Origin of the sequence: Aquimarina gracilis (assembly GCF_035285365.1) — a bacterium.
Lineage (GTDB): Bacteria > Bacteroidota > Bacteroidia > Flavobacteriales > Flavobacteriaceae > Aquimarina > Aquimarina gracilis.
Genome location: NZ_JAYKLX010000001.1, coordinates 131,109 through 143,311, shown reverse-complemented (window position 1 = coordinate 143,311; position 12,203 = coordinate 131,109). Strand labels below are relative to the sequence as shown.

The following is a 12,203-nucleotide window of genomic DNA, read 5'->3' as shown; positions in this document are numbered from 1 at the left end:
TAGGTAAAACAAAAATTTTTGAAAAAACTGGTATTTGTTTATAATGCAACCTCTGACTTTGTGAGTAAATCTTTGGACTTGGCTCATAAAATTATAAGGCCTTCAACATATTCGTGCGACCTCTGTAGTCTTACTCATGGTAATTTTTCTGAGAAAAAAGTTTGGAAGGATTTTAGAGAAAACATAAAAGCAGAGTTGGTTTTTATGTATAAAGACGAGTTTCTCAAGTCTTATCCAGACGTTAAGGGTTATGATTTTCCGGTAATTTTTCAAGAAAAGGATTATGAGCTGGATTTGGTTTTAGATTCAAAAGAAATGGCAGGTATTCAATCTATAAAAGAGCTTATTGCCAGCCTAAAGAAAAAGAGTGGTTTAGGAGTTTTTTAGTTGCTTGTTAATCTCTTCTATATAATTAAGAACATCATCTTTTCCTAATCCCGACGATGAGGAAGTAATAAAATAATTTGGCATTTCTTCCCAATACTTCAACATCTCTTGGGTATAATTATTAATATGAACTGGTAATTTGTTTTTTGAGAGTTTATCTGCTTTTGTAAAGATAATAGAAAAAGGAATTTGGTTTTCACCAAGCCATTGCATGAACTCAAGATCAATTTTTTGTGGTTCATGTCTGCAATCTACCAATACAAAAGCATTTACTAATTGTGTTCTTTTTGAAAAATATGCGGTAATAAATTTTTGAAATACTTTCTTGGCAGATTTAGATACTCGAGCGTATCCATATCCTGGCAAATCAACCAAAAACCAGTTTTTATTAATGATAAAATGATTGATTAATTGTGTTTTCCCAGGTCTTCCAGAGGTTTTTGCTAGGCTCTTTCGTCCCGTTAACATGTTAATTAACGAGGATTTCCCAACATTAGACCTTCCGATAAAGGCATATTCGGGTAATTTGTCCTTAGGACATTTCCCAACATCGCTGTTACTAATCACAAACTCAGCGCTGCTTATTTTCATGGCGAATAATTGTAGTTAGATATTTCTTTCTTTTAACCAATCATGAAGTAGCTCATTGAACTCGTCAGGGTGTTCCATCATAGCTGCATGTCCACATTTGTCGATCCAATAGAGGTTAGAATCTGGTAGTAGTTTATCAAAGTCGTCTGCAACTTCTGGTGGTGTAACATTGTCGTTTTTGCCCCAAATAATACATGTGGGCGTGTCCATTTTGGGTAAGTCTTTTGCCATATTGTGTCGAATTGCACTTTTGGCAATAGCTAGTGTCCTAATTAATTTATTGCGATCATTAACGGTAGCATATACTTCATCTACGATTTCTTTTGTTGCAATTGCAGGATCATAAAATACGTTTTCAGCTTTGGCTTTAATGTAATCGTAATCACCTCGTTTGGGGTAGCTTTCTCCCATAGCACTTTCATAAAGTCCAGAGCTACCTGTAATTACAAGTGCTTTCACTTTTTCAGGATACATTTTTGTGCACAATAATGCAATATGACCACCAAGGGAGTTGCCTAAGAGAATGACTTCTTTATTTCCGTATCCTAAATGATCGATAAAATCCTTAAGATATTTGGCATAGGTGCTAACCTTGGTTTTTATAAGTGGTAGCGTATAAACCGGAAGTTCTGGTATTAATACTTTGTATCCTTGTTCAGGGAAGTATGAGCTTACACCTTCAAAATTACTTAACCCACCCATCAAACCGTGTAAAATGATGATTGGTGTACCTTCTCCTATATCTAGATAACTAAACTTTCCGTCTTTTTTTAATTCGTGCTTCATTAATACTTCTTACAAGAATTAAAAGCAAATATAGCATTTTCATAATTAGTTTTAAGATTTTTTATTAATACTACAGAATGATTTTTTATAATTCTTTTTTCTTCAAATTTTTCTGGCTACTAATTATTATCAACATGGGTTTTACGGGCTCTTTCTTAGAGTGTTGATAAACAATTTTTTAAAGATTTTAATCCTGCAGAATATGTTTTTTGAATCATAACTTATTAACAATGTGGTAAATTGTGGTAAAAAGTGGTAAATTTTTCAATATATTTGGCTAATTAAACGTTTAGGGAAACGAAGTGGTAAATCTAATCGGCACATATGAATGTAAGGCAGACGCAAAGGGACGTCTCATGATGCCTGTAGCTTTTAAGAAGCAACTTTCGCCTGTGCTGCAAGATGGTTTTGTGTTAAAAAGGTCTGTTTTTCAGCAATGTTTGGAATTGTATCCCATGGAAGAATGGAATCTTTTAATGCAGAAAATTAATAAGCTTAACCGCTTCAAGAAAAAGAATAATGATTTTATAAGAAGGTTTACCGCCGGGGTAAAAGTAGTAGAGATAGATAGTGCGGGCCGTCTTTTGATTCCTAAGGATCTAATTGGTTTTGCTGGGATCACAAAGGAGCTGGTGTTATCGTCGGCTGTTAATATTATCGAGATCTGGGATAAAGAATTGTATGAAAAAGCAATCGATGATGTTGCTGTTGATTTTGCAGATTTGGCTGAAGAAGTTATGGGGTTTGATGATGACCCTGGACCTGATTCTTAAATTTTCTTACGTGCTCTTAAACTTGTTTGATAGAAGGAATAAAACTAGTAGATGGAACAGACTGAGTATCATAATCCAGTTTTACTGAAGGAAACCGTAGATGGTCTTGCGATCAAACCGGATGGGATATATGTTGATGTGACTTTTGGTGGAGGAGGACACTCTCGGGAGATTTTAAAAAGGCTGGGGGCCAATGGTAAGTTGTATGCTTTTGACCAGGATGAAGATGCCTTGAGTAATGCTATAGATGATGAAAGATTTACCCTTATTAATGAAAATTTCAGATTTATTAAGCGTTTTCTTCGATTTCACGGATTAAAAAAGGTAGACGGTATTCTTGGTGATTTTGGAGTTTCGTCACATCAATTTGATGTGGCAGAAAGAGGGTTTTCTACAAGATTTGAGGCTGATTTGGATATGAGAATGAATCAAAGCGGAAAACTTTCTGCTTTTGAAGTAATAAATGAATATGATGAATCCGATTTGCGGAAAATGTTCTTAGAGTATGGTGAATTAAGAAATGCACCAAAGCTTGCAAGAGCAATAGTAGGAGCAAGAAAGTTTAAGTCTATTAAAACTAGTGTAGAGTTAAAAGAAGTGTTGACTCCATTTTTGCCAAGGCACAAGGAACATAAAATATTGGCTCAGATATATCAGGCCATAAGAATTGAAGTGAATCAGGAGATTGATGCTCTAAAAGAGTTTTTAGAACAAACTGTCCAACTTTTGGATAAAGGAGGTAGGATAAGTTTGATTTCTTACCACTCTCTAGAAGATAGATTGGTAAAACGATTTATTCGTAATGGAATGTTCGAAGGAGAGCCCGAGAAAGATTTGTATGGTAATGTATCTGTTCCATTTAAAAAGGTTGGAGGATTGATTGTTCCAACTCAAGAAGAGATCAAAGAAAATAATAGAGCACGAAGCGCTAAGCTTAGAATAGCCGAAAGGATATGAAACAAACAATGTATGATATACTTAAGGGAAAGTTTTTGATTGCAGACGATGCAATGAAAAACTGGAGAATGTTATTGTTTCTTTCTTTTTTGGCAATAATCATGATTGCAAGTTCACATAATGCTGAAAGTAAAGTGCATCAGATTGCACGGTTGAATAATGAGGTGAGGGAGTTAAGAACACAATTTGTAGATGGTAAAACAGAATTAATGAGACTTAAAATGGAGTCTTCAATAATTAGAAAGATGACGCAAGAAGGGTTAAAAAGGCCTACAACACCTCCTCAAAAAATAATTGTAAAAAACTAAACTGTTGGCGATAAAAGAAAAAAACATATTAAACCGGTTGTATTTCATAGCAGCATGTATGTTCGTTTTTGCCGTTGCGGTATTGATAAAATTAGTGAATATACAGTTTGTAGAAGGGGATATGTATCGCAAGAAAGCTCAGGAACGAGTTTTTAAGACTTTTGATATTCCTGCAAACCGAGGAAACCTATACGATAGTAAAGGAAACCTATTGGCGACTTCTGTTCCTAAATATAATATCCGGTTTGATGCACTCACCGTTACAGATAAGGACTTCAGAGAATATGTGAAGCCCTTATGCGAAGCATTATCCAAGGAATTCGGAAAACCGGCTACCTATTATGATAAAATCATAAGAACAGCTCGGGCAAATAAAAATAGGTATTTGTTGATAAGAAGAAATTTAGGGTATTCGCAGTACATGAGGGTCAAAGAATTTCCGCTGTTCGAATTCGGTGCCAATCGCGGAGGGTTAATCGTAGAGCAAAGTACAGTAAGAGAGCATCCTATTGGCAAAATTGCCGAAAGAACTGTGGGGTATGAAAGAAGAGATGAGAACGGATATTACACTAGAGTAGGGCTGGAAGGGGCTTATGGCCCTTTTTTAAGAGGAAAAGAAGGAAAGCGTAAAAAACAGAAAATCGCTAAAAACCAATGGAAACCAATTGGAGATGCAAATGAGGTTGAGCCACAAGATGGATATGACGTAGTTTCTACTATTGATGTTAATATTCAGGATATAGCACACCATGCTTTATTAGGGCAACTAGAAAGATTTGAAGCAGAACATGGTACTGTGGTTGTTATGGAAACCAGAACAGGAGAAATAAAGGCAATTTCTAACCTTGGACGCACCAAAGCAGGTAAGTACTACGAAAAATTGAATTATGCTGTAGGAGAATCTCATGAACCAGGGTCTACCTTTAAATTGATGACCGTAGTAGCGGCACTTGAGGATAGAATGATCGACTCTAGCTATGTCGTGGATACCGAAAATGGACGCGTTAAATTTTATGATCGAGTAGTAAAGGATTCTCGTTGGGGAGGATATGGTAAGATTTCAGTAGCCAAGGCTTTCGAGGTTTCCTCAAATACAGCTTTTGCCAAAATAATTAATGATCACTATAAAGATAATCCAAGAAAGTTTGTAGATCGCCTTATAAATATGGGACTTGGAGAAACCCTTGGGTTGGCTATTAAAGGAGAAGGTGTTCCCAAAATACCATATCCAGGTGATAGGGACTGGTACGGTACTACTTTACCATGGATGGCTCATGGGTATGGTGTGGCAATTACACCATTACAAACGCTGGCTTTTTATAACGCGATCGCCAACGATGGAGAAATGGTGAAACCCAGGTTTATCAAAGAAGTGAAAACATGGGATAAAACCCGCGAACGATTTGATAAAGAAATTCTTAATCCCACAATTTGTTCAAAGAAAACTGCAAAAATTGCCCAGGAGATGATGAAAAATGTAGTAAAGAGAGGCACCGCAGATAACATACATACTGATAACTTTCAAATTGCCGGAAAAACGGGTACCTGTTGGGGAAATTACGGAAAAGATAAAGAACGTGAATATATATCTTCTTTTGCAGGGTATTTTCCAGCAGAGAAGCCGATCTATTCGTGCATTGTTGTAATACATAAACCAAATAAAGAAAAAGGATATTATGGTAGTGAAGTAGCGGCTCCGGTATTTAAAACCATTGCTACAAAAATATATAATGATATTCCTATCATAGATGAGGTCTCCTACGAGGTGGTAGAAAATAAATCGATAGATAATAGTTATGAAAAGTATTACCAAAATGCGCAAAAGTACAAAACTATTATGCCTAATGTAAAAGGTATGCCGGCTATGGATGTCATTTCCCTGCTAGAAAACATGGGGCTTAAGGTAGAATTAAGAGGATCCGGTAGAGTGAACAAACAGTCTATAGAACCTGGGACAAAAGTAAAAGAAAATCAAATAGTGAGATTAGAATTGTCGTGACAGAACTAAAAGAAATATTGTACAAAGTATCTATTAATGCTGTTGTTGGTAACACCAATAATGGTGTTAATAAGATTGAGTTTGACTCAAGAAGGATTGAGGCAGATGATGTATTTGTCGCTATTCGAGGTACCGTATCTGACGGTCATGACTTTATAGAAAAAGCAGTTGATAAAGGCGCTGTAGCTGTGGTTTGTGAACAAATGCCCGATGTCAAAGTAAATGGTATAACCTATGTAGAAGTCGAGGATACACAATCGGCCCTGGCCATGATGGCAGCAAATTATTATGGGTCACCTTCAGAGAACCTAAAATTAGTGGGAGTAACGGGTACCAATGGTAAAACGACCATTGCAACTTTATTATATCAGCTTTTTAAGAAAGCAGGTTTCAAAGTAGGTTTGCTTTCTACAGTAAAAATACTTGTAGATGCCAAAGAATTCAAAGCAACGCATACAACACCTGATTCTTTGACAATTAATTATTATCTCAAAGAAATGAGTGAAGCAGGAGTCGAATATTGCTTTATGGAGGTTAGTTCGCACGGAATTCATCAAAAACGTACCGAAGGATTAGAGTTCACAGGAGGAATATTTACCAATTTATCTCATGACCACCTTGATTATCATAATACGTTTAAAGAATATCGTGATGTAAAAAAAGCTTTCTTTGACGGCTTGTCGAATAGTGCGTTTGTTCTAATAAATAGTGATGATAAAAATGGGGCTTTCATGGTTCAAAACACGAAAGCCAAACAATATACCTACGCTTTAAGGTCCTATGCAGATTACAGGGGGCAGATTCTAGAAAACAATCTCGAAGGATTATTGCTTAAGCTTAATGATCATGAAGTATGGACCAAGCTTATAGGAAGTTTTAATGCCTATAATTTACTGGCCATATTTGGCACGGCAGAATTACTAGGGCTTGAAACTCTAGAGATACTTCAGTTAATAAGCGATTTACAAAGTGTTAGTGGTAGGTTTCAGTATCTCATTTCAGACGAAAAAATAACAGCTATTGTGGATTATGCGCATACTCCCGATGCATTAAAAAATGTTCTGGAAACAATTAATGATATCCGCACCAATAACGAAACCTTGATTACAGTTGTGGGTTGTGGAGGGGATAGAGATAAAATGAAACGCCCGGTTATGGGTAACATAGCTGCGAGGCTAAGTAATAAAGCAATTTTTACTAGCGATAATCCAAGAACCGAAAATCCAGATCAAATCATTGAAGATATCGAAAAAGGAGTAGAACCCCAGGATTATAAAAAGACCCTGTCGATAACCGATAGAAAACAAGCAATAAAAACAGCTTGCCAATTGGCAGACAAGGATGATATCATCCTAATTGCAGGAAAAGGACATGAAACATATCAGGAGATTAATGGCGAACGAATAGATTTTGATGATTTTAAAATTGTAAAAGAAGAACTAAAGAAACTAAACAAATAAACCCTTTTAATACGCTTGGTATAAAAGGTATTAACCTATGCTATATTATTTATTTGAATATTTGGAAAGCGAATACCAGTTCCCCGGGGCAACGCTTTTTCAGTTCATCACTTTTCGAGCGGCAATTGCTATTATTTTGTCATTGCTCATTTCTACTATTTATGGTAAGCGTATCATAAGATTACTTCGTAGAAATCAAATGGGAGAAAGTATTAGAGAACTTGGTCTTGAGGGGCAAGCAGAAAAAGCAGGTACTCCAACAATGGGAGGTATTATTATCATCTTGGCAACACTTATTCCGGTGTTATTGGTAGCTCGACTAGACAATATTTATGTAATTCTTCTGATCATTACCACATTGTGGATGGGGGTAATTGGGTTTACAGATGATTTTTTGAAAATTAAAAAGAAAGATAAAGAAGGGCTCGCTGGGAAATTTAAAGTAATTGGTCAGGTTGGTTTAGGGCTTATCGTGGGATGCACTATGTATTTTCATGACGATATTACCATTAGACAAGAGAAAGTACAGTTGGAAACTGAGCAAGTGGTAAATGAAGGTGAAGAGAAATCGGATTTTAATCCGGCCATAAAGTCGACAAAGACGACAATCCCATTTTTCAAGAATAATGAGTTTGATTATGCGGATTTAATTTCATGGATTAGTCCGGATATCGCAAAATATGCCTGGTTAATTTTTATACCTATTGTGATTTTTATTGTTACAGCTGTGTCAAATGGCGCAAATCTAACAGATGGAATAGATGGGTTAGCGGCAGGTTCTTCGGCAATTATTGTGCTTACTCTGGCGCTGTTCGCTTGGGTGTCGGGTAATATCATTTTTTCAGATTATCTCAATGTAATGTATATCCCAAACTCTGGTGAGATGACCATTTTTATTACAGCATTTGCAGGAGCTTTGGTTGGATTTTTATGGTACAATACCTATCCGGCTCAAGTTTTTATGGGTGATACGGGAAGTTTAACCATAGGAGGTATTATAGCAGTAATTGCAATTGCTATACGCAAAGAATTTTTGATACCTATTTTATGTGGAATATTTTTTATAGAAACCTTGTCGGTAATGATGCAGGTAAGCTGGTTTAAATATACGCGTAAGAAATATGGAGAGGGAAGAAGAATATTTTTGATGTCTCCCTTGCATCACCATTACCAGAAGAAAGGGATTCATGAAAGTAAGATTGTAGCGCGGTTTTGGATTGTTGGGATTTTTCTGGCAATTATAGCAGTGATCACATTAAAAGTGAGATAAAGTGAAAAGGTTAGTGGTTTTGGGAGCAGGAGAAAGTGGCGTAGGGACTGCTATTTTGGGTAAAAAAGAAGGATACGAAGTGTTTGTTTCAGATAAAGGAACAATTACAGATCATTATAAAGAAGTTCTTAGAAATTTTGAAATCGAATGGGAAGAAAAACAGCATACAGAGGTTAAGATTCTCAATGCCGACGTCGTAATGAAAAGTCCGGGTATTCCCGATAAAGTTGACTTGGTTCAAAAGCTTAATGCCAAAGAAGTTTCAGTAGTTTCTGAAATTGAGTTTGCTTCAAAATATACCAAAGCAACCATAGTAGGGATAACCGGAAGTAATGGAAAAACGACCACAACCATGCTTACCCACCATGTGCTGAAACATGGAGGGTTAGATGTAAATATGGCAGGTAATATTGGAGATAGCTTTGCGAAACAAGTTGCAGAAAAGGACGCTCCCTTTTACGTGTTAGAGCTTAGTAGTTTTCAGTTAGATGGTGTTAAGGATTTTGCTCCGCATATTGCAGTGTTAACCAATATCACACCAGATCACTTGGATAGATATGAGTATAAGTTTGAAAATTACATCGCTTCAAAATTCAGAATTACAATGAATCAAAACGAAGATGATTATTTCATTTATGATGCAGATGATGAGGTGATAACAACATATTTACAAAAGCATCCCATTCGCTCAAGATTATTACCATTTTCATTAAAAAGAAAATTGGAAAACGGAGCTTATTTAGAAGAAGGAAATATTAAAATAACAATAGATAACAACAAATTCATCATGCCAACAACAGATTTATCATTAAAGGGGAATCACAACGTGAAAAATGCAATGGCTGCGGCCACGGTATCACAATTATTAAAAATACGCAAGACCACTATTAGGGAATGTCTTGAGAACTTCCACGGGGTAGAACATAGATTGGAAAACGTTTTAAAAATCAATAATGTACAGTACATCAATGATTCTAAAGCTACCAATGTAAATGCTACTTTTTATGCACTTGATGCTATGAAGTCGGCGACGGTTTGGATTGTTGGTGGAGTTGATAAGGGTAATGATTATTCAGAGTTATACTCATTGGTAAATGAAAAAGTGAAGGCTATTATTTGCCTGGGGGTAGATAACGCCAAAATAATTAATGCATTTGGCAACTGTGTAGATGATATCGTAGAAACACAATCTATGAAAGATGCAGTAAATATAGCATACAAAATGGCAGAACGAAATGATAATGTGCTTTTGTCCCCGGCATGTGCAAGTTTTGATCTGTTTAAGAACTATGAAGAAAGAGGTAGGCTTTTTAAAGAAGCGGTAAGAGAGCTGTAATTGAATAAGAAATAAATATAATGACCAAAATACTAAGAAATATAAAAGGTGATAAAGTGATCTGGGCTGTTGCAGCCTTGTTGGCATTATTTTCTTTTCTACCTGTTTATAGTGCGAGTAGTAATTTGGCATATTTATATGGTGACGGAGATACGTTTAGCTTTCTGGTAAAGCACTTTGCTCATTTGGTATTAGGTTTTTTGATTATGTATGGAGTACATAAAATCCCATACCATTATTTCAAAGGACTCTCTATAATTATGATACCTGTTGTGCTCGTTCTGTTGCTGGTTACTATGGCTCAAAATAACACGATCGAAGGAGCCAATGCCAGTCGCTGGATTCGTGTTCCATTTGTTGGAGTGACATTTCAAACCTCGACATTGGCAGCGGTGGTCTTAATGGCTTATGTAGCAAGGTATCTCTCAAAAATTAAAGATCGAACCATTTCTTTCAAAGAATCACTATTGCCACTCTGGATGCCCGTTTTTTTAGTGCTCATGTTGATATTGCCTGCAAATTTTTCTACGGCAGCAATTATATTTTCTATGGTGATCATGTTGGTGTTTTTGGGAGGGTACCCCTTAAAATACATATCGGTAATTCTTGGTACTGGTTTTTTGGTACTGGTGTTCTTTATTCTGTTTGCAAAAGCTTTTCCCGGTATGTTTCCCAATAGGGTCGATACATGGGTGAGTAGAATAGAAAACTTCACCGATAATAAAGATACTCAAGAAGATTACCAGATAGAAAGAGCAAAAATTGCGATTGCTCGCGGTGGAGTTATTGGTACGGGACCAGGAAAAAGTGTGCAAAGAAACTTTTTGCCTCAATCGTCTTCAGATTTTATTTATGCTATAATTATAGAAGAATGGGGCTTCCTTGGAGGTGTATTTTTAATGTTGCTATACATGTTTTTACTGTTTCGACTTGTTGTTGTAGCCCATAAAAGCATAGATGTATTTGGAAAATTGCTGGTGATTGGGGTAGGTCTTCCCATTGTATTTCAGGCATTAATTAATATGGCAGTGGCCGTTGAATTATTTCCGGTTACAGGACAAACGCTTCCATTAATAAGTAGTGGTGGGACCTCAATTTGGATGACATGCCTTGCTATCGGAATTGTGCTAAGTGTAAGTAGCAAGAGAGAAGCAATTATTGAAAAAGAACTTGATAAAGAAAAAGAAGAAAACCCATTAGAGGTGTTAAGAGAAGCGGTATGAGTAAAGGGTTAAAATTCATATTATCTGGTGGAGGAACAGGAGGGCATATCTATCCTGCAATAGCTATTGCAAATGAGTTAAGCAATAGGTATCCTGATGCTTCCTTTTTGTTTGTGGGGGCTAAAGATCGTATGGAAATGCAAAAAGTTCCTCAGGCAGGGTATGAGATCATCGGTTTATGGATTAGTGGAATACAAAGGAAATTAACACTTAGCAACCTGTTGTTTCCATTAAAGTTAATAAGTAGTCTGTGGAAATCCAGAAAAGTGATCAAAAATTTCAACCCAGACGTGGTTATAGGAACAGGAGGGTTTGCCAGTGGGCCTTTACTGAAGGCGGCAGGTTCCAAAAAAATACCGACAGTACTTCAGGAACAAAACTCATTTCCTGGGATAACCAATAAATGGTTGGCCAAGAAAGCAAGTAAAATATGTGTAGCCTATGATGGGATGGATCGTTTTTTTCCGAAAGAAAAAATTGTAAAGACAGGTAATCCTGTACGTCAGGATTTGTTAACCATTAAAGGAAAGAGAGGAGAAGGATTAGAGAAATATAATCTTGATAATAGTAAAAAAACCATACTGGTTTTAGGAGGAAGCTTAGGCGCTCGCAGAGTAAATCAATTAATAGAAAAGGAACTTCATTTTTTTAGGAAACAAGATGTGCAAGTGGTCTGGCAGTGTGGTAGGTTGTATTATTCAGAATACAAAAAATATGATAACCAGGATGGAGTGCAAGTTCATGAATTTTTGGATACGATGGATCTTGCCTATGCAGCAGCAGATATGATCATTTCCAGAGCGGGAGCTAGTTCGGTTTCAGAATTGTGCATAGTGGCAAAACCAGTTTTGTTTATCCCTTCACCTAATGTGGCCGAAGATCATCAAACCAAAAATGCAAAAGCAATTGTAGATAAGGGTGGGGCCAGAATGTTGAAAGAGACAGAACTTGAATCGTCCTTCGAAAATGTGTTTTCAGAAATATTGAGATCTGAAAAAATACAGGAAGAACTTTCAGCGAATATAGAAAGATTAGCCCTTCCAAATGCAACATCAGATATTGTAAACGAGATTGAAAAATTAATAAAGAGTAATTGAGGCGCAAAGAAGTTAA

General features: G+C 36.3%; 12 protein-coding genes. 10 read left to right on the top strand and 2 right to left on the bottom strand.

The window, feature by feature from the left end:
- Positions 1 to 18: 18 nt before the first annotated feature.
- The gene (locus U6A24_RS00565) at positions 19 to 387 is read left to right on the top strand and encodes a GTPase (protein WP_324177981.1); all 369 of its coding nucleotides are present in this window, start codon (positions 19 to 21) and stop codon (positions 385 to 387) included.
- On the opposite strand, the gene yihA is transcribed toward U6A24_RS00565, so the two are convergent.
- Positions 373 to 978 (bottom strand): ribosome biogenesis GTP-binding protein YihA/YsxC, encoded by a 606-nt coding sequence (yihA, locus tag U6A24_RS00560; RefSeq protein WP_324177980.1) that lies wholly within the window; start codon positions 976 to 978, stop codon positions 373 to 375. The genes U6A24_RS00565 and yihA overlap by 15 nt on opposite strands.
- A gap of 15 nt (positions 979 to 993) precedes the next feature.
- Positions 994 to 1,764 (bottom strand): alpha/beta fold hydrolase, encoded by a 771-nt coding sequence (locus U6A24_RS00555; RefSeq protein ID WP_324177979.1) that lies wholly within the window; start codon positions 1,762 to 1,764, stop codon positions 994 to 996.
- A gap of 302 nt (positions 1,765 to 2,066) precedes the next feature.
- On the opposite strand from U6A24_RS00555, the gene mraZ reads away from it, so the two are divergent.
- From mraZ to murG, 9 genes are read left to right on the top strand one after another with little or no spacing between them, the layout of a single operon-like run.
- Complete coding sequence (mraZ, locus tag U6A24_RS00550; RefSeq protein ID WP_324177978.1) at positions 2,067 to 2,537, top strand: division/cell wall cluster transcriptional repressor MraZ; 471 nt, start codon at positions 2,067 to 2,069, stop codon at positions 2,535 to 2,537.
- A gap of 51 nt (positions 2,538 to 2,588) precedes the next feature.
- Positions 2,589 to 3,494: a 16S rRNA (cytosine(1402)-N(4))-methyltransferase RsmH gene (gene rsmH, locus U6A24_RS00545; RefSeq protein WP_324177977.1), complete on the top strand. Its 906-nt coding sequence runs from the start codon at positions 2,589 to 2,591 to the stop codon at positions 3,492 to 3,494.
- A complete protein-coding gene (locus U6A24_RS00540) occupies positions 3,491 to 3,802 on the top strand; it encodes an FtsL-like putative cell division protein (protein WP_324177976.1) in 312 nt (103 codons plus the stop codon). Before rsmH ends, U6A24_RS00540 begins: the two co-directional genes overlap by 4 nt.
- Positions 3,803 to 3,806: 4 nt before the next feature.
- A complete protein-coding gene (locus U6A24_RS00535) occupies positions 3,807 to 5,801 on the top strand; it encodes a penicillin-binding protein (RefSeq protein WP_324177975.1) in 1,995 nt (664 codons plus the stop codon).
- Complete coding sequence (locus tag U6A24_RS00530) at positions 5,798 to 7,261, top strand: UDP-N-acetylmuramoyl-L-alanyl-D-glutamate--2,6-diaminopimelate ligase (protein ID WP_324177974.1); 1,464 nt, start codon at positions 5,798 to 5,800, stop codon at positions 7,259 to 7,261. The genes U6A24_RS00535 and U6A24_RS00530 overlap by 4 nt, the downstream gene beginning before the upstream one ends.
- A 37-nt stretch (positions 7,262 to 7,298) precedes the next feature.
- Entirely contained in the window at positions 7,299 to 8,531 is a 1,233-nt protein-coding gene (mraY, locus tag U6A24_RS00525) for a phospho-N-acetylmuramoyl-pentapeptide-transferase (RefSeq protein WP_324177973.1), read from the top strand.
- Position 8,532: 1 nt separating this feature from the next.
- The gene (murD, locus tag U6A24_RS00520; protein ID WP_324177972.1) at positions 8,533 to 9,867 is read left to right on the top strand and encodes a UDP-N-acetylmuramoyl-L-alanine--D-glutamate ligase; all 1,335 of its coding nucleotides are present in this window, start codon (positions 8,533 to 8,535) and stop codon (positions 9,865 to 9,867) included.
- Positions 9,868 to 9,887: 20 nt separating this feature from the next.
- The gene (locus tag U6A24_RS00515; protein ID WP_324177971.1) at positions 9,888 to 11,090 is read left to right on the top strand and encodes an FtsW/RodA/SpoVE family cell cycle protein; all 1,203 of its coding nucleotides are present in this window, start codon (positions 9,888 to 9,890) and stop codon (positions 11,088 to 11,090) included.
- Positions 11,087 to 12,187: an undecaprenyldiphospho-muramoylpentapeptide beta-N-acetylglucosaminyltransferase gene (gene murG / locus U6A24_RS00510; protein WP_324177970.1), complete on the top strand. Its 1,101-nt coding sequence runs from the start codon at positions 11,087 to 11,089 to the stop codon at positions 12,185 to 12,187. The genes U6A24_RS00515 and murG overlap by 4 nt, the downstream gene beginning before the upstream one ends.
- The last annotated feature ends 16 nt before the right edge of the window (positions 12,188 to 12,203 follow it).